The 26719-nt window shown below is 41.5% G+C and carries 25 protein-coding genes and 1 riboswitch; of the genes, 14 read left to right on the forward strand and 11 right to left on the reverse strand.

Going from position 1 to position 26719, the window contains the following annotated elements; genetic code table 11:
• Nucleotides 1–29: 29 nt before the first annotated feature.
• Entirely contained in the window at nt 30–596 is a 567-nt protein-coding gene (locus tag BGO42_RS13560; RefSeq protein WP_177734084.1) for a YceI family protein, read from the forward strand.
• Between the two features lie 79 nt (nt 597–675).
• Here BGO42_RS13560 and BGO42_RS13565 read toward each other — a convergent pair whose 3' ends face one another.
• The 11 genes from BGO42_RS13565 to BGO42_RS13615 form a co-directional block, all read right to left on the reverse strand.
• A complete protein-coding gene (locus BGO42_RS13565; RefSeq protein ID WP_273244860.1) occupies nt 676–2130 on the reverse strand; it encodes a TSUP family transporter in 1455 nt (484 codons plus the stop codon).
• Between the two features lie 2 nt (nt 2131–2132).
• A complete protein-coding gene (locus BGO42_RS13570; RefSeq protein WP_273244858.1) occupies nt 2133–2921 on the reverse strand; it encodes a DUF2490 domain-containing protein in 789 nt (262 codons plus the stop codon).
• Nucleotides 2872–4521, reverse strand: coding sequence for an NADPH-dependent assimilatory sulfite reductase hemoprotein subunit (locus BGO42_RS13575; RefSeq protein ID WP_273244856.1), 1650 nt, complete (start codon nt 4519–4521; stop codon nt 2872–2874). The genes BGO42_RS13570 and BGO42_RS13575 overlap by 50 nt, the downstream gene beginning before the upstream one ends.
• Nucleotides 4522–4542: 21 nt before the next feature.
• Nucleotides 4543–6201: a diflavin oxidoreductase gene (locus BGO42_RS13580; protein ID WP_273244854.1), complete on the reverse strand. Its 1659-nt coding sequence runs from the start codon at nt 6199–6201 to the stop codon at nt 4543–4545.
• Nucleotides 6191–7006, reverse strand: coding sequence for a uroporphyrinogen-III C-methyltransferase (gene cobA, locus BGO42_RS13585; protein ID WP_273244853.1), 816 nt, complete (start codon nt 7004–7006; stop codon nt 6191–6193). Before cobA ends, BGO42_RS13580 begins: the two co-directional genes overlap by 11 nt.
• Nucleotides 7007–7028: 22 nt before the next feature.
• Nucleotides 7029–7940, reverse strand: coding sequence for a cysteine synthase A (gene cysK / locus BGO42_RS13590; RefSeq protein ID WP_273244851.1), 912 nt, complete (start codon nt 7938–7940; stop codon nt 7029–7031).
• A 37-nt stretch (nt 7941–7977) separates the two neighbouring features.
• Nucleotides 7978–8790 carry a serine O-acetyltransferase EpsC gene (gene epsC / locus BGO42_RS13595; protein ID WP_273244849.1) on the reverse strand — a complete coding sequence of 271 codons (813 nt, stop codon included), beginning with the start codon at nt 8788–8790 and terminating at the stop codon, nt 7978–7980.
• A gap of 3 nt (nt 8791–8793) precedes the next feature.
• Nucleotides 8794–10029, reverse strand: a complete 1236-nt coding sequence (locus BGO42_RS13600; protein ID WP_273244847.1) for a sulfate adenylyltransferase subunit 1 — start codon at nt 10027–10029, stop codon at nt 8794–8796.
• A 70-nt stretch (nt 10030–10099) separates the two neighbouring features.
• Nucleotides 10100–11005, reverse strand: a complete 906-nt coding sequence (gene cysD, locus BGO42_RS13605) for a sulfate adenylyltransferase subunit CysD (protein ID WP_273244846.1) — start codon at nt 11003–11005, stop codon at nt 10100–10102.
• Between the two features lie 26 nt (nt 11006–11031).
• Nucleotides 11032–11727 (reverse strand): phosphoadenylyl-sulfate reductase, encoded by a 696-nt coding sequence (locus BGO42_RS13610; RefSeq protein ID WP_273244844.1) that lies wholly within the window; start codon nt 11725–11727, stop codon nt 11032–11034.
• 551 nt (nt 11728–12278) lie between these two features.
• Nucleotides 12279–12590 (reverse strand): hypothetical protein, encoded by a 312-nt coding sequence (locus BGO42_RS13615; RefSeq protein ID WP_273244842.1) that lies wholly within the window; start codon nt 12588–12590, stop codon nt 12279–12281.
• A 39-nt stretch (nt 12591–12629) separates the two neighbouring features.
• Nucleotides 12630–12692: riboswitch (Fluoride riboswitch) on the forward strand.
• 37 nt (nt 12693–12729) lie between these two features.
• Here BGO42_RS13615 and BGO42_RS13620 point away from each other — a divergent pair.
• The 13 genes from BGO42_RS13620 to BGO42_RS13680 all read left to right on the forward strand — a co-directional run bounded on the left by BGO42_RS13620 (nt 12730) and on the right by BGO42_RS13680 (nt 26550).
• Nucleotides 12730–14025 carry a voltage-gated chloride channel family protein gene (locus tag BGO42_RS13620; RefSeq protein ID WP_273244841.1) on the forward strand — a complete coding sequence of 432 codons (1296 nt, stop codon included), beginning with the start codon at nt 12730–12732 and terminating at the stop codon, nt 14023–14025.
• Nucleotides 14026–14283: 258 nt separating this feature from the next.
• Nucleotides 14284–15684, forward strand: coding sequence for an anthranilate synthase component I family protein (locus tag BGO42_RS13625; protein ID WP_273244839.1), 1401 nt, complete (start codon nt 14284–14286; stop codon nt 15682–15684).
• A gap of 53 nt (nt 15685–15737) precedes the next feature.
• Nucleotides 15738–16307: an anthranilate synthase component II gene (locus BGO42_RS13630; protein WP_273244837.1), complete on the forward strand. Its 570-nt coding sequence runs from the start codon at nt 15738–15740 to the stop codon at nt 16305–16307.
• Nucleotides 16308–16389: 82 nt separating this feature from the next.
• Entirely contained in the window at nt 16390–17385 is a 996-nt protein-coding gene (gene trpD, locus BGO42_RS13635) for an anthranilate phosphoribosyltransferase (RefSeq protein WP_273244836.1), read from the forward strand.
• Between the two features lie 7 nt (nt 17386–17392).
• Complete coding sequence (trpC, locus tag BGO42_RS13640) at nt 17393–18184, forward strand: indole-3-glycerol phosphate synthase TrpC (RefSeq protein WP_273244834.1); 792 nt, start codon at nt 17393–17395, stop codon at nt 18182–18184.
• Nucleotides 18181–18819 carry a phosphoribosylanthranilate isomerase gene (locus BGO42_RS13645; RefSeq protein WP_273244833.1) on the forward strand — a complete coding sequence of 213 codons (639 nt, stop codon included), beginning with the start codon at nt 18181–18183 and terminating at the stop codon, nt 18817–18819. The genes trpC and BGO42_RS13645 overlap by 4 nt, the downstream gene beginning before the upstream one ends.
• The gene (gene trpB / locus BGO42_RS13650; protein ID WP_273244831.1) at nt 18816–20003 is read left to right on the forward strand and encodes a tryptophan synthase subunit beta; all 1188 of its coding nucleotides are present in this window, start codon (nt 18816–18818) and stop codon (nt 20001–20003) included. Before BGO42_RS13645 ends, trpB begins: the two co-directional genes overlap by 4 nt.
• Before the next feature lie 207 nt (nt 20004–20210).
• Nucleotides 20211–20570 (forward strand): four helix bundle protein, encoded by a 360-nt coding sequence (locus BGO42_RS13655; RefSeq protein WP_273244829.1) that lies wholly within the window; start codon nt 20211–20213, stop codon nt 20568–20570.
• 216 nt (nt 20571–20786) lie between these two features.
• Nucleotides 20787–21548 (forward strand): tryptophan synthase subunit alpha, encoded by a 762-nt coding sequence (gene trpA / locus BGO42_RS13660; protein WP_273244827.1) that lies wholly within the window; start codon nt 20787–20789, stop codon nt 21546–21548.
• 382 nt (nt 21549–21930) lie between these two features.
• Complete coding sequence (locus tag BGO42_RS13665; RefSeq protein WP_317168370.1) at nt 21931–22557, forward strand: TetR/AcrR family transcriptional regulator; 627 nt, start codon at nt 21931–21933, stop codon at nt 22555–22557.
• Nucleotides 22547–23869 carry a TolC family protein gene (locus tag BGO42_RS13670; protein WP_273244825.1) on the forward strand — a complete coding sequence of 441 codons (1323 nt, stop codon included), beginning with the start codon at nt 22547–22549 and terminating at the stop codon, nt 23867–23869. Before BGO42_RS13665 ends, BGO42_RS13670 begins: the two co-directional genes overlap by 11 nt.
• A 19-nt stretch (nt 23870–23888) precedes the next feature.
• Nucleotides 23889–24968 (forward strand): HlyD family secretion protein, encoded by a 1080-nt coding sequence (locus BGO42_RS13675; RefSeq protein ID WP_273244824.1) that lies wholly within the window; start codon nt 23889–23891, stop codon nt 24966–24968.
• A gap of 1 nt (nt 24969) precedes the next feature.
• Entirely contained in the window at nt 24970–26550 is a 1581-nt protein-coding gene (locus BGO42_RS13680; RefSeq protein WP_177734043.1) for an MDR family MFS transporter, read from the forward strand.
• Nucleotides 26551–26719: the final 169 nt, after the last annotated feature.

Consider the following 26719-nt stretch of genomic DNA (forward strand, 5'->3'; position numbering starts at 1 on the left):
TCAATTAATTAAAACCATTTTAAAATCAAATGAAAAATTTAAAATCAATTGCATTAGCATTAGTAGTAGCTTTAGGTACATTATCAGCTTCAGCTCAAACAAAAAAAGTAGATGCTTCTAAAAGTACTATCAACTGGGTTGGTAAAAAAGTAACCGGTCAGCACGAAGGAACAATCAACTTAAAAGAAGGCGCTTTAGTTTTCAAAGGAAAAAAATTAAAAGGTGGTAACTTCACTGTAGACATGACTACCATTAGTGCAACAGACGTAACCGGAAAATCTAAAGCTGGTTTAGACGGTCACTTAAAAGCAGATGATTTCTTTGGTGTTGAAAAATTCCCAACTTCTAAATTGGTTTTCAAAACTATCGCTGAAAAAGGAAACGATACTTATACTGTAACTGCTGATTTAACAATTAAAGATAAAACAAACCCTGTAACTTTTGATATCGTTGTAAAAGGAAACACGGCTACAACAAGCTTCAAAATTGACAGAACTAAATACGGAATTGAGTACAACTCTGGTTCTATCTTCAGTTCTATCGGAGATAAAGCGATCAACGATGAGTTTGATTTAACTGTAAGCTTACAGTTCTAATATCCGAACAAAACTTTGCTATGAAAAAGAAAAGAGGTTGTCAGATGACAGCCTCTTTTTTATTGGATTTATTTTGCGTTTAAAAAATCTTAAACAGCATTCGGATACTGAATATAATGACTAAAAAGGCAACTGCCAGTATTGCTGTTTTTTGCGGTAACTTACCGGCTAATCGTGCCGCTAACGGTGCGGCTATGGAACCGCCCACAATTAAACCGATCACTATATACCAGTGGCTTACGCCCAAAGAAGCAAAAAATGTAATGGAAGCCGCCAGCGTTACAAAAAACTCTGCCAGACTAACGGTACCCACCACATAGCTGGATTTTCGTCCTTTGGCCAATAAGGTAGAAGTCACAATAGGTCCCCAGCCGCCACCGCCAAATGCATCAAAAAGTCCGCCGGAAAAACCTAATAATCCTGTGTGTTTTACTTTCTTTCGGACAATCTTTTTGCGAAAAGCAATAATAATAAGCCGTATCCCGATAATCATCGTATAGGATGCTAAAATAGCATAGGTAACCGTTTCGTATTTGTTCCCGAGATAAATGAGCAGTAAAGCGCCGCTCACGGCACCAACAACACCCGGAATAGCCAGCCATAACAATAGTTTTTTGTTGACATTCCCGAATTTATAATGGGAAAAACCACTGATTCCGCTGGAAAACATTTCGGCGGTGTGAATACTGCCGCTAATGGCCGGAAGCTTAATTCCAAACAGCATCATACTGGTCGCACAGGTTACGCCATAGCCTAGTCCGACAGCACCATCAACCAGCTGCGCAAAGAAACCAACCAGTACCATCCCGTAAAAAGCCGGCGGAATTTCCCGGATATAACCATTCAGGTCATGAACCGAAATTACCGAGGACAATCCGTATCCAAAGAAAACAGCCAGAAAAACAACCGCTATTTCAAAAGTCAGCTCTTTGTACTGCTTCCCTTCTTTTTTACTGTTATCCCGGCTAACCAGCAATGCCGTTGCCTGATTCAGGGAAGCCAGCTTTGTTTGTATATCTCCTTTGTGCCTCGCCCGGAAAGCATTCAGATTTTCAATGCTGTCGTGAATATTTTCCGGAATGGCTTCCTGCAAATGTTCCCGCAAACGACGGGCTAAAACCGGTGACTTTCCATTGGTGGAAATTGCAATTTTTAAATGGCCTTTATTCACTATCGAACCCAGATAAAAGTCGCACAGATCGGGCTGATCGGCGGCATTTACCAGGATCCCTTTCTCATTGGCCCGTTCCTTGATTTCGCGGTTCAATCCGGTATTGTCCGTAGCAATGATCAGGAAATCGGCAGCGGCCAGATCTCCATCGGCAAAAGCACGTTCCTCCCATTCGATATGCGGATATTCTCTTAGTAATTCCCATAAATCATTGCTGATTTCCCGGGCAATAATCCGGATGGCAGCCAGTGGATTCTGCCTTAATAGTGTTTCTGCTTTTTCCAGACCAATTTTCCCACCGCCTACAATCAGGAAACGGAAGGTATCGGTTTTTAAAAATATTGGAAATAATGTATTTTCCATGTTTATTTATTTTTTAAAGATATCGTGTGAAACAAGGATATTCTGAGAATATCACGGTCATAATATTCCGTTCCGGAAGTGCGCTGCTGGTACCAGTTCATATAGCCAACCTCCACGGCAAAGGCAGGATTCAGCCGGTAATTGACTGCGGCATAAATACGGTTCTGGTCGAAAACATTCTTTACAATGGTACTGCCAGCATTAAACATCACCTCATCTTTTACCTTAACCGTTATCATCTCTTCTCTGGTGTGCTTTTTTCGGATAACCGGAATATCAAAGCCCAGCTGATAGCGGAACCGGAAATTTGAAAAACGGTAACCGCCGCTCAGTTCATTATTTTCCGTATCGTGAAAAAAACGGGCTTCGGCTTTATAGCGGTGCGAAATTGTCATAAAAGAGAACTTTTGCTTATTGTCAAAACCAATATCCGGACGCAATTCGGGAACGATCAGGCTGCTCTCCGCTTCCGGATCCTGCGGGCTTTGCAAAAAGAGCGTCATTCCGGCCGAAGCATTCCAGTTATCAATCAGCTTCCGCTGGATATTACTCCTGAAAACCAGCTGATGCTGTGCGGTGGGATTGTAAAACTGCCTTTCCTGAACCTCGCTTAACACGTTCCAGTTTTTATTTATCTTTAAAGTATTATAATACCCATACCAAAGCAATTGCTGATGCGTAACCGATTTTTGAGCCAATAGCGAACAGGATACAAACAGGACGATGACCGAACCGGATCGTTTAGTGAACCGCAAAAAATTTCCTGTGGGTAAAATCTCCGAATGTTTCATGCTGTATACGCTCTTTTGTGTACTGGTCAAAAAGACCATCCAGTTCCGTCAATATTTCTGTTTCTGTAAGCTGCTTTTTATAAACCTGATTCAGGCGGTTTCCTAAACGGTCGCCGCCAAGCATTAAATTATATTGCCCCGGTCCGGTGCCCACAAAGCCTATTTCGGCCAAATAAGGCCGGCCGCAGCCATTCGGGCATCCTGTCATCCGGATACTGATCTCGTCCTGCTCCAGATCATATTTTTTAAGGAACGGTTCGATTTTAGTGACCAATTCTGGTAAGTAGCGCTGTGCTTCGGCTAAAGCTAACGGACAGGTAGGCATCGCCACACAGGCCATCGAGCTTTTTCGCATCGCACTATCCTGCTCTTCAATTTTATATTTCGCGATCAGTGCCGTAACCTTTTCTTTATTGGCTGCGGAAATCTCTCCCAAAATCAGGTTTTGGTTACAGGTAAAGCGGAAATCGGATATTTGCAATTGCGCCAGTTCATACAGAAATTGTTTCTGATACGATTTTATCACACCATGCTCCACAAACAAGGTATAAAACCATTTGTTCTCATAGTTTTCCTGCCATCCGTAACGGTCATTTCTTTCCGTAAACGCATAACTTTCTTCCGGAAGCAGCGCAAATCCGATTCTTTTTTCCAGTTCTTTTTTAAAATTATCGACTCCTAATTTATCGACCGTATATTTTAAACGGGATAATTTCCGGTCGCTGCGGTTGCCATAATCCCGCTGAATGGTCAGCACTTCATAAACGGCTTTCAGTGTTTTGGCTTCGGTATCGGTAAATCCAATGATGGTTGCCAGGCGCGAATAGGTATTCGGGTTACCGTGTGTGGTTGCCAAACCGCCTCCAATGGCAATATTGAATCCTTTTAACTGACCGTCTTTAATGATGGCAATCAATCCGATATCGTTCGAAAACACATCCACATCGTTCGATGGCGGAATCGCGATCGCAATCTTAAATTTCCTCGGCAGATAGCGATCCTGATACAGCGGATCGGCTTCGCTGGAACGTTCGTAGATCTTTTCTCCGTCTATCCACACTTCATAATACGATTGCGTTTTGGGCAGCAGCAATGTCGAGATCTTATCGGCATAATCATATATCTGCTGAAACAAAGGCGAAACCTGCGGATGCGAGCTACAGGTCACATTCCGGTTTACATCGCCACAGGCAGCAATGGAATCCAGTTTTGCTAACAGAAATCCCTGGATAGTAGGCTGTAACTGGTGTTTTAGCAATCCGTGCAGCTGAATGGTCTGCCGGGTTGTAATTTTTAAAGTTCCGGTTCCGTATTCTTCCGAAATTTCATGGGTAGCCAGCCATTGGTCGGCAGTGATCACTCCTCCCGGAATACGCAGCCGAATCATAAAAGAATACAGCTTATCCAGTTTTTTCGCTGCTCTTTCTGCTCTTCTGTCCCGGTCATCCTGAACATACATTCCGTGGAATTTCACCAGTGCTTCATCGTCCGGACGGACATTACCGGTATGGTTGTCTGTTAAACTCTCTTTTAATGTGCCTCGAAGTCCGTCACTCTTTACTTTTATGGCTTCAATCGGGGATAATTTATCGTTACTCATTTTATTATTTTATACGTTGTTCTAATACACATCTTTCTGATAGCGTCCTTCTGTTTCCAGGTTATCCAATATATGCTTCGCTTCCGGAATACTGATGTTTTCTGCTGTTGCTATAATTTCCAGTATGGTGTTTTCCACATCGGTACTCATCGGGTCTTTTTGTCCGCACACATATATATAGGCACCGTTGGACAGCCATTCGTAAAATTCTTTCGCCTGCTGCTTTAACCGGTCCTGAACATAGATCTTATGTTTCTGATCCCGGGAAAAAGCTGTGTCCAGTTTTGTCAGTACGCCGGTAGCCAGCCATTCCTGTATTTCCGTCTGATAATAGAAATCGGAAACAAAATGCTGTTCTCCGAAAACCAGCCAGTTTTTACCTTCCGCGCCAGTAGCATCGCGGTGTGCCAGAAAGCTTCGGAATGGGGCAATCCCCGTTCCCGGTCCTATCATAATAATGTCCTTGTCTTCTTCCGGCAATCTGAAATTCTGGTTTTTATGAATGTAAAAGCTTATTGGGGTGTCTTTTTCATAATCGGCTAGAAACTGGGAACATAAGCCTGTTTTCTGAATTCCGTCAACGGTAAACGTATTCCGGTTCACAGTAACGTGTACTTCTCCTTCATGGGCTTCCAATGCAGAAGAAATGGAATACAAACGCGGAGCTATCGGGTGCAGCAGCGCAATCAAAGCATCCCATGAAATCGCTTCCTGAGCAGGATATTTTTCCAGGATATCCAGTAAATCGGCTTTATCTTCTGTAATAGCCACATTCAACAACCGCCCTATAGCATCCAATGATTTTTTAGACAATCCCCTGATATTTTTATCAGTAAGCTCCCGGCTTTGTTGTTCAGCTCCAAACAAAGCGGCTATTGCAGCTATTTCATTCGGGTTGTTTTTAGGGTAAAACCCTATGGCATCGCCGGGTTCATAGGCAATTTCTGCTTCGGATACGATCTCAATATGATAGGTTTCCTTATTTGAATCCCGGTCGTTTAAAATAACTTTATGCGTTATAATCCCTTCATACGTTTTTTTATGGGAAGCTGCATTGGCGGTACTCTTTTTCGGTTCGGAAGCTGTTGCTGTTCCCGTATGCTGAAGCACTTTCAGGATTTCGGCAAACCAGCTTTCGGCAACCGGAGCATAATCCACATCGGCTTTCTGAAAGGCAATCACCCGCTGTGCTCCCAACCGTTCAAACTGTCCGTCTATAACTTCACCCGCCTTACAGAATAACGGATAAGAAGAATCGCCTAATCCTAAAACGGCAAATCTGGTTTTGGAAAGGTTTGCAGCAGTATTGCTCAGGTTATCAAAAAATTTGATCGCATTCTGCGGCGGATCTCCTTCTCCCTGAGTACTCATGATCACAATCACAAAGTCTTCTTTTTCAATTTTCTCAACCGGATACTGAAAGGCATCCACTACTTTGGACTGTATTTTGTTTTTCTTTAATACCGCCTGTAATTGTGATGCCAGTTTTTTAGAATTCCCGGTTTCCGTTCCATAAATAATGGTTGGTTTGACCACAACTTCCGCTATGATTTCCGGTTGCTGCTGTGGTTCATGCTGCGCTAGAATACCGGCGAGATAACCGCTTGTCCAGATGATTTCTTCCCGGGAATACTGTTTTACCAGATCTTTTAAGACTACTAATTTATTTTCAGCCAGCATGTTGTAAGTTTATTATATGGTTATCGAAATAAGAGCTTGCTTTGGATTGTTCCTTAAACCAGGCATAATGACGGTGCAGGTTGACCACATTTCCTACTATTAATAAAGTAGGGACATATTCAAATGCCGGCAATTCTTTTGTTTTTAGTTCTTCAAAGGAAAAAACCCTGGTTTTCTGAAAAGGGGTTGTCGCCTGCTGGACAACAGCTATTCCTTTGTTTACATCAATATTGTTTGTCAGTAAATAGTTCGCCAGCTGGTGCAACCGCTGTCCACTCATATAGAAAACAAGGGTATCGTCTGTCGTTGCCCAATCGGTCCATTGCAGCGCGGTAACCGTACTCAGGTCGAACAGGGTTAAAAAGCGTACTCCCCTGGCGTGTTCCCTTGCTGTTAAAGGGATTCCGGTATAGGCAGCAGCACCAAAAGCAGCCGATATTCCGGGAACAATCTCATACAGAATGTGATTTGCTTTTAACACTTCAAGTTCATCCAAAACATTCGAAAAAAGCGAAGCATCTCCACCTTTTAGTCGCAATACCAGTTTGTTTTGCTTCGCAAATTCCACCATTAATGTATTGATGTCACTTTGTGGCGTGTGTATTCCTTTCGAACATTGTTTTCCTACATATATAATTATCGCGGCTTTCTTTGCATTATCGGCTATCATTTGCGGCGAAACCAATCTGTCGGTCAGAATGACATCGGCTGTTTGTAAATATTTCAGTGCTTTTACGCTTATTAAATCGGGATCGCCCGGACCGGCTCCGGCTAATATTACTTTCCCTTTGTTTTCTATACTCATTGGTTTTTCTTTTGTTTACGGATTAATACAATCCTTCGATGGACAGGTAACGTTCCCCGGTGTCATAATTAAAGGTCAGTACGGTCGCGCCATCGGGAATTTCATCCAGCTTTTTAGCCACAGCAGCTAAAGAGGCTCCGGTAGAAATCCCTACCAGTATTCCTTCTTTTTTAGCAATGGCACGGGCATATTCGAAGGCTTCGTCCTTACCGATCTGAACCACTTCATCTATTAATTCTTTTTGGAAGACAGCCGGTACAAATCCGGCTCCGATTCCCTGCAACGGGTGCGGTCCCGGCGCTCCTCCGCTTAATACCGGAGACAATTCCGGTTCTACCGCGATAACTTTTATATGCGGATATTTTGCCTTTAAAACTTTCGCAACCCCGGTAATATGTCCGCCGGTTCCAACGCCGGTTATCAGGTAATCCACTCCTTCCGGAAAATCACTGATGATTTCCTGAGCAGTTGTTTTTTCGTGGATCGCTACATTCGCCGGATTGTCAAATTGCTGCGGCGACCAGGCATTCGGAATTTGGGAAACCAGTTCGTTCGCTTTTTCAATCGCGCCTTTCATTCCTTTTTCTCTTGGCGTGAGTTCAAATTCCGCTCCGTAGATTTCCATTAGTTTTCGTCGCTCTACACTCATCGATTCCGGCATGACCAAAATCACACGGTATCCTTTTACGGCGCCCACCAATGCCAGTCCGATACCGGTATTTCCGGAAGTAGGTTCGATAATCACACTGTCCGGTTTTAACAGCCCTTTCTGTTCGACATCTTCAATCATTGCCAGGGCAATACGGTCTTTGATGCTGTTTCCCGGATTGTTTTTTTCCAGTTTAATCCATACATTTTTGTTCCCTTCAAATAGTTTCTGAAGTTGTACAACGGGTGTATTCCCTATCGTTTCTAAAATATTATGTGCTTTCATTTTTATTGTTTTGTTGTTTTGTTGTTTTGTTGTTGTTTTATATGACAAAATTCAATGGCTCCGGAAACGGTGCTTTGTTTTTAATTACGATTTCACTTTTATGGTATACCAGTGATTGCTTAGGAATGGAATTGGTTATCCAGACATTTCCTCCTATAATGGCATCATTCCCTATTTCGGTATTGCCGCCCAAAATGGTGGCATTGGCATAAATAATCACGTTGTTGCCAATAGTGGGATGCCTTTTTTCTTCGGCTTTAGCCTTACTGACATGTAAGGCTCCCAGTGTTACCCCCTGGTAGATCTTCACATCATTCCCGATTACCGTGGTTTCGCCTATAACAATACCGGTTCCGTGGTCGATAAAGAACCGCTCTCCTATTTTCGCTCCGGGATGAATGTCAATTCCGGTTTTGCTGTGTACGTATTCCGAGATCAGCCGGGGTACTACCGGAACCTTGCTTTTCCAGAGCTGGTGTGCCAACCGGTAAATGGCAATGGCAAAAAAACCGGGATAGGCCACCAATACTTCACTACGGGATTTCGCTGCCGGATCAAAGTTGAAAACAGCTTCCAGATCGGCTTCCAGCCAGCTGTGAATTGTTTCCAGAGCGTTAAAAAAGTCTTTTACGACTGTTTTTGTTTCATGATCCGTCAAAACGCTGTTCAATATTTTTTCCAGTTTCGTTTTTAACACTGCTTCGCGGGCGGTAAAAAAATCGGCATCGGAATAGTCTTCCCCTATCGAAAACAGCCATTGGAAGATGTGTTCCACCCAGGCTTCCGTTTCGGCTTTATCCGGTAACTTCCGGATTTTCTGCCTGTTCTTATTGTAAATCGGATGTGCCATACTTTATGCTAAAAACATCAGGGCGCCCACTGTATTAAAAGTAGTTTCATCAACTAAAATAGCATTACCGCTTTTGGAATTTTCTTCAAAAGCATCGAAGAATAACGGTTGGTTTGCCCGTAATGAAATTTGCCCGATATCGTTAAGTTTCACTTCTGCTGTGTCGTTAAACTGCCATTCGTTAACATTCCATTTCCGGTCTACAGCCTGAATTTTTACCCGAACGGTTCTGAAACGATGCTGCAGCAAATAGGTTTTTCCAATTTGCAGCGGCGTATTATCCAGCCAGCATACCCAGGTTTTAAGTTCGTTGGAAGTTGTTGGCAATTCGGTTGTTTTGACAATACTGTCCCCGCGGCTGATGTCTATATTGTCTGCCAGGTGCAAAACCACATTGTCACCCGCCTTAGCGCTGTCAATGCTTTGCTGGTGTTTTTCAATCTTTACGATAGTCGTTTCAATTCCGGATGGCAGTACTTTTACCGTATCTCCGGTTGTGTAGCTTCCGCTTAATATCTGCCCGGCATATCCTCTGTAGTCGTGATTTTCTTCGTCTTTGGGACGAATAACCCATTGTACCTGAAAACGGGTCGCTAAATTTTCTTTGGACGGTATTTCGATATGTTCCAGCGTACTCAATAAAGTATCGCCTTCAAACCATGGGGTTTTCGCCGATTTTGCGACGATATTATCCCCAACCAAAGCGCTAACCGGAATATAGGCCACTTCATCATAGTTCAGGTTTCCTTTTATGCTTTCGAAACCGGCTTTAATCGTATTGAAAACCGTTTCGGAATAATCCACCAGGTCAATTTTGTTGATGGCAATAATAGCTTTTTTAATGCCCATTAAGGATCCCACACTGGCATGACGTTTGGTTTGGGTCGTAATTCCCTTGCGGGCATCGACCAGAATAATAATCAAATCGGAGTTTGAAGCTCCGGTAATCATGTTCCGGGTATATTGCTCGTGGCCGGGCGCATCGGCTATAATGAATTTCCTTTTTCTGGTGGAAAAGTATTTATAGGCTACGTCTATCGTGATTCCCTGTTCTCTTTCGGCACGCAGTCCGTCGGTGATTAACGACAAATCGATAGTGACTCCCTCCTGTTTTGTCTGTTGCTGCAATACTCCCAGCTGGTCGGTATGTATACTGTCGGAATCATAAAGCAACCGGCCTATCAAGGTACTTTTACCGTCGTCTACATTTCCTGCTGTTATAAATTTTAAGGTGTTCATGCTGTTTCTTTTTTTGCGGATTTACAAATCCTTATTGCTTATATTTTAGTTCGTTAGCTGCAAGACCATTTTAGAAATAGCCTTGTTTTTTACGGTCCTCCATCGCGGCTTCCGAAAGCTGGTCGTCCAGTCGGGTTTGCCCGCGTTCGCTGATCCTTGTCTGAATAATGTCTTCAATAATATCCTGTACTGTGGCGGCTTCAGAAGGAACCGCTGCGGTACAGGTCATGTCGCCTACCGTTCTGTAGCGCACTTTTTCGACCACCACGGTATCCGTTGGCAACGGCTGAATAAAGGCTGAAGTAGCGACCAGTTTATCTAGGTGAACGATACATTCCCTGTCATGCGCAAAATACAGCTCCGGCAGTTCGATGTTGTATTTCTGGATGTAGTTCCAGACATCCAGTTCTGTCCAGTTACTAATCGGGAACACGCGGACATTATGTCCTTTGGCTACTTTTCCGTTGAGAATATCCCATAATTCGGGGCGCTGCAGTTTGGGATCCCATTGTCCGAAATCGTCCCGAACGGAAAAAATACGCTCTTTCGCTCTGGCTTTTTCTTCATCACGCCGTGCACCGCCAATGCAGGCATCAAATTCATTTTCCTGAATGGTATCCAGCAAAGCATAGGTTTGTAAAGCATTCCGGGAAGGAAAACGTCCCTGAGTTTCTTTCAGATTGTATTTTTTGATACTGTCTTCAACCGAGCCTACAATCAGTTTTTCACCAATCTGATTCACCAGATAATCTCTGAAAGCAATGGCTTCCGGAAAATTATGCCCGGTATCGATATGGACTAACGGAAACGGAAATTTCCCCGGACGGAAGGCTTTCAGAGCCAAATGAACCAAAACGATTGAGTCTTTTCCGCCGGAAAACAATAAAGCCGGTTTTTCAAACTGTGCCGCTGTTTCACGAAGAATGTAAATGGCTTCGTCTTCTAATTGGTTTAAATATTCTTTTGAGTTACTCATATTCAATTTGTTTTATCTGTTTTATTTTAACTGTGTAATCCGCATTCTTTTTTAGAAGTATCTTCCCACCACCATCTTCCGGCTCTGAAATCGTCTCCTTCTTTAATCGCTCTGGTACAGGGAGCGCAACCAATGCTTACAAATCCTTTGTCGTGTAGCACATTATACGGGATGGCGTTTTTGGTGACATATTCCTTTACTTCTTCCGTGGTCCAGTGCAGTAACGGATTGAATTTATACAACTGGTATTGTTCGTCCCACTGTACTATTTCCAGGCTGTTCCGGTTTGGGGAATGTTCGGCTCTCAATCCGGTGATCCAGACTTCCGCATCTTTCAAGGCTCTTTTTAAGGGTTCCACTTTCCGGATGTGGCAGCATTGCTTCCGGAGTTCGATACTTTCATAAAAAGGGTTGATCCCTTTTTCGGTTACAAATGTTTCCAGGTTGGCAGCATCCGGGTAATAGGTTTTTATTTTTTTACCGTATTGTAATATTGTCTTATCCCAGGTGGCATAGGTTTCCTGAAACAGTCTGCCCGTATCCAGCGTGAAAACCGTTATGTTGGGCAATTGCTGTGAAAAGATAGCATCGGTGATTAGCTGGTCTTCAATACCGAAACTGGTAGAAAAAACAATCTTTCCCATGATGTTTTCAGACAGGAATTTCAGGCTTTCGGCAATATCCTTTCCTTGTTTTAGCGTATTAATTATCGTTTCGTTCATTGTTTGTTTTGTTTGCAATCGTGATAAATGGGTATAAAAAAAGCCTCTTGAATTCAAGAGGCTTCTATTACGGGATACTATTTTTTACAGCAAATAGTATGACAGACGGCCTCTTGCGAAATTTCGCATACAACACATCATCATCATACAAGCTGCAGATGCTGTTCGTAATGTTGTTATAGCCGTTGTCGTGTTCATCTTTATTTTATTTTGTGTTTTTAGAAAAATTAAGCGTAAAAAAAAACTCCTCAATTGCCTGAGGAGTTTTACTGATATTGGAAATGTTTTATTGACATTAACGAATAGCAGGTACCTCCTCATAAACTGAGCAGCACATACACATCGCCATACATAAAACCTGATTTTTCATTTTTTTATTCTGTTTTGAACACTGCAAACTTATAACATTTTTTAATTACGCTCCAAATAAAAAATATTTTTTGAAATAAATTTTTCTCAAAAGGAATCTCAAAAATAGTCTTTTTCATTTGAAAAACGTATAAAAATCAGCTTTTAGCGTCTATTTCCATAAATTTTCCTTTAACAAAATTTTAATCGATTTCTTTCCGGTTGTCTTCATTAAAAGTATCAATATTCTTTACATCCGGATCGATTTCCAATACAGCCGGCTGTTTCGAAACGATTATTTTACCCTGAACTTTATCCTTTTTGAGCGCAAAAGGATAAACGGTGAGTACTCCGGCTGTGTCATTGCATGCATGTAAATGTTCATCTTTCCGGCATAAAGCTGAACCGCAATAATGTTCATCTTTTCTTTGTATAACGGTAGTTCGTTTTGGACTTAGGCTAAAATTTTGGGATATATACCGAATTCCTTTGCTCAGGATAAAAAAACAGACCATAAAAAAATACCATTCTTGTTTTTATTTTTACATTTGTAGTACAAATACGGCAATGATGTCTGCCTTGAACCGCCTTAAAAAGCTGATGACGTCTATTGAATGGCTTATGCCACTATAGATGCATGTAATCAAGACAATTATGGATAAACACTCTTTTAACCGACACTTTGCCAATTTTCCGCAACTTCCTTTACTGGCTTTTTTATTTCGCTGGCTTTTGCTTGCGGCGATTATCGGTACGATCATCGGTTCCGTCTCGGCTTTTTTCCTGCTTTCATTAGACCGGGTTACCAATTACCGCGAAAATCATGTCTGGATCATTTGTTTGCTGCCCGTAGCCGGATTGCTTATCGGGCTGAGTTATCATTATCTGGGTGAAAGTGTTGTTAAGGGCAATAACCTGCTATTGGAAGAGTTTCATTCCCCTAAAAAGATCATCCCGTTCCGGATGGCGCCTTTGGTTTTGTTCGGCACTTTAATGACCCATCTTTTTGGCGGTTCTGCCGGCCGTGAAGGAACAGCTGTACAAATGGGCGGTGCCATTGCCGACCAGTTTTCCCGTTGGTTTTCACTGAATAACGATGACCGGAAAATCATCCTCATTATGGGGATCAGTGCCGGATTTGCCTCCGTTTTCGGGACACCGCTTGCCGGGGCTGTTTTTGCTTTGGAAGTAATGGTTCTGGGACGCATCCGCTATGAAGCGATTTTACCAAGTGTATTGGTGGCAGTCATTGCACATTACAGCTGCATGGCATGGCATGTGAATCATACGCATTACAGTATTCCCAGCATACCGGAAATGACCGCTTTAAACCTGTTATGGTCGTTATTCGCCGGAATCTTGTTCGGACTGACCGCAATGTTTTTTTCAAAAGCTACTCATTTTTGGGGTACAATTTTTAAAAAGAATATCCCTTTCCCGCCGTTACGTCCGCTGATTGGCGGTCTTGTTATTGCTTTGGCAGTTTACGGCATGGGAACCACAAAATACATTGGTTTGGGTATTCCGACTATCGTTGACGCATTTGACCAGCAGCTGGATTCCTATGATTTTTTATTAAAAATACTGTTTACTTCTTTTACATTAGGTGCCGGGTTTAAAGGCGGTGAAGTCACGCCATTGTTCTTTATCGGTGCTGCTTTGGGCAATGCGCTCTTTTGGTTTGTACCGCTTCCTGTTGCGTTATTGGCCGGAATGGGATTTGTTGCAGTGTTTTCCGGAGCAACCAATACGCCTATTGCCTGTACCATCATGGGCATAGAGCTTTTTGGTGTTGACAGCGGTATCTATATTGCCATTGCCTGTGTGGTGGCCTATTTTTTCTCGGGTCATACCGGTATTTACACTTCCCAGATTATTGGCAGCCCCAAACATTTGTACTATCAAAAGCTAAAAGGAAAACCTTTGTCTGACGTCAAGGATAAGCTTTAAAATGTTATAAAACACACTCTAAGCAGTATTTTTGTTATTTTATTTAAAATTCTCTTGCATAAATGAAAATCATTTTTATACCTTTGTAGCACAAATAAAAAACATGAACACAATTTTAAACAATACTTGGTGGTGGAGTAACTTACGTCGAATATCGTGAGCGAAACCTCCTATCTGTATTTTTAAAACCAAAATAGATATAAGGCTTGTCATCACGACAAGCCTTTTTTGTTTTCTAATATTTCTTATTCAAAAATCATGAAAAAATATAAACTACATACTTCATACAAACAAATCCTTGCCGATACGATAACTCCGGTGAGCGTTTACCTGAAAATACGCGATAAGTTTCCCAACAGCCTGCTGCTGGAAAGCAGTGACTATCATGCTAATAACAACAGTTTTTCCTATATCTGCTGTAATCCTGTTGCAAGTATTAAAATTCAGCAGGAAAACATTGTCAAATCCTATCCGGACGGAAGCCTTACAACGGAAGCCATTCAGAAAGAAACCAGTATACCGGAAGTTATTCAAGCTTTTGCCGCACAGTTTCAAACAGAAAAAAATGCCTTTAAGTTTATCAACAACGGTTTGTTTGGCTATATAGCCTATGATGCCGTTCGTTATTTTGAAGCCGTGGACATCACCAAAAAGCAAGGTGATTTACAGATTCCGGACATTTATTATGCGATATATCAGAACATCATTGCGATCAATCACTTTAACAATGAAGCCTATATTTTTTGCCACAGCACTGAAAACCAGAACAACATACCCGAAATAGAACAACTGTTGCAGGCTAAAAATTTTGCCAGTTATTCTTTTGCCAAAGAAGGAGAAACCATTTCCAATCTTACCGACGAAGCATTCCAACAAAACGTTGCCATTGCCAAAAAACACTGTTATCGCGGCGATGTGTTCCAGCTGGTATTGTCCCGACGGTTTTCACAGTCCTTCAAAGGTGATGAATTTAATGTATACAGAGCTTTGCGAAACATCAATCCTTCGCCTTATCTTTTCTTTTTTGACTATGGCGATTTCAAAATCATGGGTTCGTCACCGGAAGCGCAGCTGGTTGTTAAAAACAGAAAGGCAGAGATTCATCCCATTGCCGGAACCTTTAAACGGAGCGGAAATGACGAACATGATGCGTTGCTCGCCAAGCAATTATCGGAAGATCCGAAAGAAAACAGTGAGCACGTAATGCTGGTTGATCTTGCCCGAAACGATCTGAGCCGGAACGGACACAGCGTTAAAGTGGAAAAATATAAAGAGATTCAGTTCTTTTCCCATGTGATACACCTGGTTTCCAAAGTAACCGGCAGCCTGCAGGACAATGCCACAACGATGCAAACGGTTGCCGATACTTTTCCTGCCGGAACGTTAAGCGGCGCTCCAAAGCACAAAGCCATGCAGCTGGTTGAAGAAATTGAAAATATATCCAGAAATTTCTATGGCGGGGCTATTGGTTTTATGGATTTTGACGGTAATTTTAATCACGCAATTATGATCCGTACTTTTTTAAGCAAAAATCATACATTACACTACCAGGCCGGCGCCGGAATTGTATCCGGTTCCGTTGCAGAAAATGAGATGCAGGAAGTGTACAACAAACTGGGAGCACTCAACAAGGCGCTCGATGTAGCGGAAACGATTTAATTAAAAAAGCAATAGAAAAAGGCAAACAGCAACATTTATCAAAAGACAACCTCATGAAAAAGATATTAGTTATAGACAATTACGATAGTTTTACCTACAATCTGGTACATTATCTGGAAGATTTAGACTGTGAAGTAACGGTTTATCGCAACGATGCGTTTCATATTGAGGAGATCAAAAACTTTGACAAGATCTTACTTTCTCCCGGTCCCGGAATTCCCGATGAAGCAGGACTGTTAAAAGAAGTGATCCGCACCTATGCGCCTACCAAAAGTATTTTGGGTGTCTGCCTCGGTCAGCAGGCTATCGGAGAAGTCTTTGGCGGAAGTCTGATAAACCTGGAAAAAGTGTATCACGGTGTGGCAACACCGGTGACGATAACGGTTGGCGACGAATCCCTGTTTAACGGTTTACCGGAAAATATTGAAGTGGGCCGTTACCACTCCTGGGTTGTTAACCCGGATGATTTCCCGGAAGTACTGGAAATCACCTCTGTGGACGATAGCGGTCAGATCATGTCGCTGCGCCATAAAACATTCGATGTCCGGGGTGTGCAATACCATCCGGAAAGCGTTCTTACCCCGGAAGGAAAAACCATCCTTAAAAACTGGGTAAATAACTAAATAACAAACACATACTACATCAAAAACGATTTGGTTTTAAATTGAAAAATTTGAAGCCCGGCACAACTTATACCTAAAAATCATGAAACAAATATTAAACAGATTAATTAATCAGGAGCTGCTTTCGAAAGAAGAAGCAAAAAACGTACTGGTCAATATCTCAAACGGTTTATACAACCCGAGCCAGATTGCCGGTTTTTTAACGGTCTATATGATGCGCAACATCAGTATTGACGAGCTGGCCGGATTTCGGGAAGCTTTATTGGAGCTTTGCATCCCGGTAGATTTCTCCGCATACAACACTATTGATCTGTGCGGAACCGGCGGTGACGGAAAAGATACTTTTAATATTTCCACCCTGGCTTCTTTTATTGTAGCCGGAACGGGAATAAAAGTCGCCAAACACGGAAACTATGGGGTTTCTTCCATTTCCGGTTCCAGCAATGTCATGGAAAGCCTTGGCATCCGTTTTAGTAACGATACCGGCTTTTTACAGCACTGCATGGAAGAAGCCAATATCAGCATCCTGCATGCGCCGCTGTTTCATCCGGCTATGAAAAACGTAGCCCCCATTCGCAAGGAACTGGCCGTAAAAACATTTTTTAATATGCTGGGACCAATGGTTAATCCTTCTTTTCCAAAGAATCAGCTGGTTGGTGTTTTTAACTTAGAATTAGCCCGTATGTATGCCTATTTATACCAGAATACCACGATCAATTTTACCATCCTGAACAGCCTCGACGGCTATGATGAAATATCGTTAACCGGTAATACCAAAGTGATTTCCAAACAGCGGGAGCAGATTTTAAAACCGGAAGATTTCCGCTTACAGCCGTTAAAGGCTGCCGACATTAAAGGCGGAACGACTATTGCAGCATCGGCTCAGCTGTTTATGGATATTATTTCCGGAAAAGGAACCGAGGCCCAGAACAATGTGGTCTGCGCCAATGCCGGTCTGGCCATCGCAACGGTTAACAATCTTACACTACAGGATGGTTATGAACTGGCTAAGGAAAGCTTAAACAGCAGAAAGGCATTGGATAGCCTGAAAAAATTACAACGTATCAGCAATAATTAAAAGAAAGATGAACATTTTAGATGCTATTATCAGCTACAAACGCCGCGAAGTGGCCTTAAAGAAAACAATAATCCCGGTTTCCCAACTGGAAGCTGCCGCCTTGTTTGAACGCACGCCCCTTTCTTTGAGCCATAATTTAAAAAACAGTACTTCAGGGATAATTGCCGAACACAAGCGGCGGTCGCCTTCAAAGTCGGTTATCAATAACAGCTTTAGTGTTGAAGAAGTCGTTAAAGGTTATGAAAATGCCGGTGCCTGTGGTATTTCCGTTTTGACAGACGGGAAATATTTTGGCGGTTCTTTGGAGGATCTGCTACTGGCAAGGGCTTCGGTAAACCTTCCTTTATTGCGAAAAGAGTTTATTATTGACGAATATCAGATACTGGAAGCGAAAGCTTATGGCGCCGATCTTATTTTATTGATCGCTGCTGTTTTGTCCAGAGCCGAAATCAAAAAGCTCTCCGAATTTGCCCAGTGTTTAGGATTGGAAGTACTGCTGGAAGTACACAACCGGGAAGAATTGAAAAAAGCAGTGATGCCGAGCCTGAACATGATTGGGGTGAACAACCGTAACCTGAAAACATTTGAGGTGAGCCTGGATTACAGCAGGCAGCTGGCAGCCTTCATTCCGGATGATTTTGTAAAAGTTTCCGAAAGCGGGATCAGTACCGTTCAAGCCGTTCACGCCCTGCAACCGTATGGTTATAAAGGCTATCTGATTGGTGAAAACTTTATGAAAAGTAATGATTCAGGTAAAGCCTGCAAAGATTTTATAAATCAAATAAATGTAACGGTATGAAAAACAGGATTCAGGTAAAGATCTGCGGCATGAAATATTCCGAAAACATACAGGCAATTGCAGCGTTACAACCGGACTATCTGGGCTTTATTTTCTATGAAAAATCAGCGCGTTATTTCGATGCCGTTGTTCCGGAAATTGCTGGTACAGTTAAAAAAACCGGTGTATTTGTAAATGCATCAATAGCCGTAATAACGGCAAAAGTGAAGCAATATGATTTACAGGCGGTACAATTGCACGGGGAAGAATCCGCCGACTTCTGTCTGGCACTAAAAGCACTTCCGGGTATTGAAATCATCAAAACATTTTCAATGGATCCTTCTTTTGATTTCAAGATACTCGAAGCTTATGATATGGCATGCGATTACTATTTATTTGATACCAAAGGAAAATTACCCGGCGGAAACGGCTTTGCTTTTGACTGGAACATCCTGCAACAGTATCCGTCTTCAAAACCATTCTTCCTTAGCGGCGGTATAGGCGTAGCGGATTGGGAAAACATCTCCCTTTTACTGGAAACCGGATTACCGGTTTATGCGATAGATCTCAACAGTAAATTAGAAACAGCACCCGGACTAAAAAACGAAACGCTTTGTGAAGAAGCAATTTTAACGATTAACAACATTACCACATGAAAACAACATATCAGGCAGACGAACAGGGTTATTATGGTGAATTTGGCGGAGCTTTCATACCGGAAATGCTATACCCGAATGTAGCCGAATTACGGGAAAAATACCTGTCGATTATTCAGGAATCTTCTTTTCGCGAAGAATTACAGCAATTACTGAGTGACTATGTAGGCCGTCCTACGCCTTTGTATTTTGCCGAACGGTTATCACAGCAATACAAAACAAAGGTATATTTGAAAAGAGAGGATTTATGCCATACCGGTGCACATAAAATAAACAATACGATCGGGCAGATTTTATTAGCCAAACGATTGGGCAAAACCAGGATCATAGCCGAAACCGGAGCCGGACAGCATGGTGTTGCCACCGCTACCGTTTGTGCTTTAATGGGACTGGAATGTATTGTTTATATGGGAGAAATCGACATTGAACGCCAGGCTCCGAATGTGGCACGAATGAAAATGCTCGGTGCCGAAGTACGTCCGGCAAAATCCGGTTCCAGGACCCTTAAAGATGCTACTAATGAAGCGATCCGTGACTGGATCAATAATCCTGTTGATACCTATTATATCATCGGTTCGGTTGTGGGGCCACATCCGTATCCGGACATGGTTGCCCGTTTTCAGAGCATTATTTCGGAGGAAATCAAAAAGCAGTTATTCGAAAAAGAAGACACGGAAAACCCGGATTATGTAGTTGCCTGCGTTGGCGGCGGCAGTAACGCAGCCGGTGCTTTTTATCACTTTTTAGCCGATGAAAAGGTTACGTTAATTGCTGTGGAAGCGGCCGGAAAAGGGATCAACTCCGGAGAAAGTGCTGCAACTTCCGCTTTAGGTAAAACCGGTATTATACACGGCAGCAAAACGTTACTGATGCAATCTGAAGACGGACAAATCACGGAACCCTATTCTATTTCAGCCGGGTTGGATTATCCCGGCGTCGGTCCGTTGCATGCCCATTTGTTTAAAAGCGGCCGCGCAGCATTTGTCGCGGTAACCGATGATGAAGCCATGCAATCCGGATTGAATTTGTGTAAAACGGAAGGTATTATTCCGGCAATTGAAAGTGCCCACGCCCTTGCCGTTTTGGAACAGCAACAATTTAAAGAAGACGATATCGTTGTGATTAACCTGTCCGGTCGCGGCGATAAGGACTTAAACACCTATATAGGATATTTTGGATATTAGAGAATATTTAGAGGTAGGATTTTAGATATACGATATTAGAAGTGTGATTTTAGATATGTGATATTAGAAGTATGAAATTCGATTTACAGAGAAATATCTAACCTCTTACTTCACATATCAAACCTCTTACCTCATATATCTAACCTCAAAAATCTAACCTCTAACCTCAAAATTTGTCTTATCTTGTAGTTACTAACCTTATACGCCATGAAAGAAATAATGATCAAACGGACAAAGAAATTTGCAATTGACTGCTGGATGCTTTGTAGTAAGCTGCCAAAAACCAGAGAGTACAATGCTTATGTAAATCAACTAATACGGTGCTCCAGTTCGGTTGGAGCTAACTACAGGGCATCACAAAGAGCTAAATCTACAGCTGATTTTATTTATAAATTAAAAATAGTTGAAGAAGAAGCCGATGAAAGCCACTATTTTTTAGAGCTATTATCGGATATTACTATTCATCAAAAAATAAACATCACTGCCGAAATAACACCATTAATACAGGAATCCGATGAAATTGTAGCCATTATGGTTGCATCCATTAAAAAAATAAAAAACATTTGAGATTAGGTTAGAAGTAGGATTTTAGATATATGATATTAGAAGTATGAGGTAGATATATGATTTTAGAAGTGTGGGGTATCCAACATCAAACTTCTCACTTCTAATATCGCACATCAAACTTCATATATCAAACCTCATATATCCCATATCAAACCTCAAAAATCAAACATCGTATATCTAACTTCAAACCTCAAAAATCAAAAACCGTATCTAACAATGAATCGCATCAATATAAAACTTCAGGAAGACAAAAAAATATTGTCTATATACTTTACAGCGGGTTATCCGAATCGCAACGACACTGTTTCCATTATTGAAAATCTGGAAAAAAGCGGTGTTGACATGATTGAAATCGGATTGCCTTTTAGTGATCCCTTAGCCGACGGGCCAACAATTCAAGCCAGTTCCACACAGGCACTGGAAAACGGCATGACAACCAATTTACTGTTTGAACAGCTAAAAGACATTCGGAAAACAGTACAAATTCCGTTATTGATTATGGGCTATTTCAATCCTATTCTGCAATATGGCGTTGAAAAATTCTGTGAAAAATGTGCCGAAATCGGCATTGACGGTTTGATCATTCCGGATCTTCCGGTGACCGTTTTTGATCAGGATTACAAAGCCATTTTCGAGAAAAACGGACTGATCAATATCTTTTTAATAACACCTCAAACATCGGTTGAGCGCATCGAATACATCGACAGTATTTCAAACGGATTTATTTATATGGTGAGCAGTGCCAGTGTAACCGGAAGCCAGAATGCTTTTGGCACGGAACAAAAAGATTACTTTGAAAGGATTGCCAGAATGAAGTTGAAAAATCCGCAGATTGTCGGTTTCGGAATCAGTAATTCCGAAACGTTTTCGGAGGCTGTCAGGCATCAAAAAGGTGCCATTATAGGCAGTGCTTTCGTCAATTACCTTAAGCACAACAAAATAGACGGCATTGAAAGTTTTATTAAAAGTATCATTTAACTAATGCAGTACAAAATACTGAATTAAAATAAATTAGCGAATAGCTATCGATTTTATTTATGATTCCGGATAATCTTTTATCCGGTTGTAAAAGAGCAGTTTTTCGTTTGAAAAGCTGTTCTTGCTTTTAGCGCAGTTGCGGTGGGTAAAAGTATAAAAAAGTTGGAATATGTGCAGCACTTAAAACAAATTATTTCTGTTATTCTGTCCTGCCCTTTTTGTTTTATTTTCAAGGCTATAGCCTGTAATTTCTTTCTACAATCATAGGAATAGCGTAGCATCAGCCTCTTTTTAATTTAGTTAAAATAACGTTAAATTAAAACTAAACAAACGTTTAATTTAAACAAGTGTTTAATTTTGCAGTCTCATTTTAACAATGTAAATGATGTCTGATTTTAACGATAAACAACAGGAGATTCTGTCGGTAGCAGAACGGTTGTTTTCCGAACATGGTTTTGACGGCACTTCCGTCAGAGACATTGCCAAAGAAGCGAACATTAACGTTGCCATGATATCTTACTATTTTGGCTCCAAAGAAAAACTACTGGAAGCTTTAATCATTGGAAGAATAGCAGGCCTGCGTCTGCAAATCGAAAACCTGTATAAAGAAGCACTTACCCCTTTTGAAAAGATTGACAAGCTAATCGAGCTATACATTACCCGCATCAATAAAAATAAGGGGATGTATCAGATCATTCACTTTGAGATCAGCTCGAAGAAACGGGAAATTAACTGCGAATCCTTTAATGAGGTTAAACGATACAATCTTGAAGCGCTAAAAGACATTATCAGAGAAGGTCAGGATTTAGGACAGTTTAAAAAGGATATTAATGTTACCCTGATTCCTCCAACCATCATGGGTGCCTATTTTCATTTCCAGATGAATAAAACTTTTTATGCCGAACTATTAGGTCTTGACACCGATGATAAATACGACCACTACATCAAAAATGATTTAACAAAACACATTCAGAAAACAATTAAAGCACTTTTAACCTATGAAGAATAGTTCCATCTGGTTGGGAGCCTTCTTCCTTTTTGGCGTTTTCACTTCTGAAGCTCAGGAGAAAAAGAAAATGTCATTGGATGAAGCGATACAACTGGCTATGACACAAAGTACCGAAGCAAAATTAGCCGACACTAAAGTCGCTACAAAGGAATTTGAAATGCAAACGGTCAAAAATCGTCAGTACCCTGATTTAAAAATCAGCGGTCAATACCAACGATTAACGAACGCCGACGTCAAGCTAAAACTTGGAGGAAGCGGAGAAGAATCGGGAGCTGCACCAAAAGTGAATCAGTTAATGTTAGGACAAGCTAGTGCTTCCCTACCCCTTTTTGCCGGATTTAAAATCCAGAACAACATCAAAGCTGCAGAAAACCTTTATCAGGCGGAGCAATATACCGCTAAGAATACAAAAGAGCAGCTGGCACTGGATGTTGTAAAATTGTATGTAAACCTTTTTAAAGCGCAGGAAAGCACATCTTTAATTGCCGAAAACATTAAAAGTGCCGAGCAACGTGTAAAAGATTTTACAGCAATGGAGCAAAACGGATTGATTGCCCGTAATGATTTATTAAAAGCGCAATTACAGGTTTCGAACTACAAAATTGCCCTGGAAGAAGCGAAAAAAAATGTCAGCACGGTGAATTATCAGCTGATCACACTTTTAAAACTGGCCGAAGGCACACAAGTTGTTCCGAATGAAGCGGTTTTTGAAAAAAATGCTTCTTTTAACGCGAGTGTGGACGAAGCTTTAACCGGAAGAAATGACCTTGAAGCCATGCGTTCGCAACACAAAGCTGCCGAAACGAATGTTAAGGTTGCCAAAGGGAGCTACTACCCTTCTATTTCACTGATGGGCGGTTATATTGCTTTGGATCTGCAAAATGTGATGACGGTAACCAATGCGATGAATTTTGGTGTTGGTGTTTCCTATGACTTGTCTTCTATTTTCAAAAACGGAAAAGAAGTAAAAGCCGCCAAAAGCAAAGCGCATGAGGCAGAACAGGCTGTAGAGATCATGACCGACCGCGTAAAAGTGGAAACACAACAGGCAAATGAAAACTACCAGCTGGCAATCAAACAAAACAAAGTATACCAGGAAGCCGTAGAACAGGCTACCGAAAATTACCGTATTGTAAAAGACAAATACGACAACGGTCTTTCGGATACCAATGATTTGCTGGAAGCCGATGTAGAACAGCTGCAATCCAAAATAAACCTGGCCTTTTCGAAAGCCAACAGTATTGAAAAATACTATGATGCTTTAGCAGCCAGCGGAAAATTAACAGCAACAGCAACCCTTACCAAAAACTAATACTAATTTCTTTAAGATCATGGAAAAGAAACCATCTAATAAAAAATTCATAATCATTCTGGGCTCCTTAGTTGTTTTAGGAACTGTTTACGGAATCTTTAAATATATGCATGCACAGGCTCACGAAGAAACTGATGATGCTCAAATTGAAAAAAACATGAACCCTATTATACCAAGAGTATCGGGTTATGTAGCCAAAGTTTATGTAAAAGACAATGACTTTGTAAAAAAAGGAGATACTTTATTTGTAATCGACAATAAAGATTATTTAGTAAAAGTGGAAGAAGCCAAAGCGGCATTAGCGAGTGCTGAAAGTTCTTTGGAAGTAAGCAAAGCCGATGTTAGTGCTTCTGCTGCCAATATTTCTATTTCCGATGCGACAATCCAGTCGAATGTAGGAAACATTGATGCTGCAAAAATCCGTTACGGAAGAGCGAAAAACGATTTCGAGCGTTACGAGAATCTTTACAAAAATCATTCGATAACAAAACAACAGTATGAGCAGGCTTTAGCGGCCAAACAAGAGGCCGAAAAAGAAGTTGAAGTTTTACAACAGCAACGCAATGCCAGCGCACACCAACGTGATGCTGTGGTTTCTAAAACAACTGTTGCCAACAAACAGACTTCTGTTGCCGCTGCCAACATTAAAAGAGCACAGGCGGTTCTTGATGCTGCAGCCTTAAATTTAGGTTACACTGTAGTTACAGCAGCTATTGACGGACAGGTTTCAAGCATTGATATCCAGCCGGGACAAATGGTACAACCGGGACAGGCGCTGTTCTATATCATTAACAACCAGGAAACCTGGATTGTAGCTAATTTTAAAGAAACACAGCTTAACAAAATGAGAGCCGGACAAAAAGTAATCATTGAAGTAGATGCCTACCCTGATTATAAGTTTGAAGGGGAAATCAATTCGTTTTCACCGGCTACCGGAGCCCGTTTTTCAATCCTGCCTCCGGATAATGCTACCGGAAACTTTGTAAAAACCATTCAGCGTTTACCTGTAAAAATCAAATTAACAGGAAATAACGATGCCGAAAAAGTAAAATTATTACGTCCGGGAATGAACGTAGAAGTGGACGTACATATAAAATAATATGGAAGCAGCAGGAGAAGATAATTTAGTAGAATATGGCTTTAGAAGAGTCATTATCACAATCACTGCCGTACTTTGTGCGCTGCTGGAGATTGTCGATACTACTATCGTAAACGTAGCCCTAAACGACATGAGAGGAAGTTTAGGGGCTACTCTGACCGATGTTGCCTGGGTAATTACCGCTTATGCCATTGCTAACGTAATCGTTATTCCAATGACCAGCTGGTTGTCCCAGCAATTCGGACGCAGAAACTATTTCGCCGCATCCATTATTATCTTTACCGTTTCCTCTTTCCTTTGTGGTAATGCGACTAATATCTGGGAGCTTGTTGCTTTCCGTTTCATCCAGGGTATGGGTGGTGGTGCGCTGCTAGTAACAGCACAAACCATTATTACGGAAAGTTATCCCGTTGCAAAACGAGGAATGGCACAGGCTATTTATGGAATGGGTGTGATTGTAGGGCCAACATTAGGTCCGCCGTTAGGAGGTTATTTAGTAGATAATTTTTCATGGCCGTATATTTTCTATATCAATATTCCGTTGGGAATCATTGCTACCGTATTGACCCTTTCATTCGTGAAAAGCCCTAAATACGGTGAGAAACTAAAAGCCAGCCAGGTAGACTGGTGGGGAATTGTATTTCTGGCCTCTTTTATCGGTTCGCTTCAGTTTGTACTGGAACACGGACAACAGGATGACTGGTTTGCCGATAATCTGATTGTTACATTAAGTATTGTATCGTTCTTTGGATTGCTTTTATTTATCTGGCGACAGTTAACCTACAAACATCCTATTGTTAATTTAAGAGTACTGCAGGATCGTAATTTGCGTGTGGGAACCATCATGTGTTTTATATTAGGTTTCGGATTATACGGTTCCACCTTTATCATTCCGATCTATACCCAGTCTGTACTGGGATGGACGGCAACCGATGCCGGATTATTACTGATTCCGAGTTCGATCATGACCGGGATTATGATGCCGATTATCGGTAAGCTGATTCAGCGCGGTGTACCGCAATCCTATATGGTTGCTGTTGGTTTTATGTTATTCTTTGGTTTTACCTTCTGGATGCATAATGTCATCACTCCCGATACCGGAACGGAACATATGTTCTGGCCATTGATATTGCGCGGTGTTGGTTTAGGTTTACTGTTTGTTCCGATTACCACTCTGGCACTTTCCACCCTGAAAGGGAAAAGCATTGGTGAAGGAGCCGCTTTTACCGGAATGATGCGACAATTGGGCGGTTCATTCGGTATTGCCATTATAACCACTTTTATTGCCCGCTTTACACAAGGGCACCGCGTGGATTTAATTGCCAACCTGGATGGTGCCAAATTTGAAGTACAGCAACGTATTCAGCAATTACAGGCCGGATTCATGTCCAAAGGATTCAGCAGCAGTGAAGCGCTTAACAAAGCACATCAGGCTATTGATTATTCCGTTATGAAACAGGCGACTGTATTATCCTATATGGACGTATTTATGTATCTGGGCATCCTGTTTCTGGTTTGTGTACCCTTTGTACTCTTAATCCGAAAAGGTTCCGGAAAAGTAGACATGTCAAATGTTCACTAATTTTAATTAAGGTTATTTAATTTGTTGTAGAAAACGCTGGATTATATTTCCAGCGTTTTTTATTGGCATATTATCATTGCGTTATAAAATAAATTTCCCTTTTTATTTTCAAAAAAACACCGTACCTTTATATCACATCAAATCATTGATTTTAAAATAGTTATACACA

The organism is Flavobacterium sp. 40-81 (assembly GCF_001898245.1).
In the GTDB taxonomy this organism is placed as follows: Bacteria; Bacteroidota; Bacteroidia; order Flavobacteriales; family Flavobacteriaceae; genus Flavobacterium; species Flavobacterium inviolabile.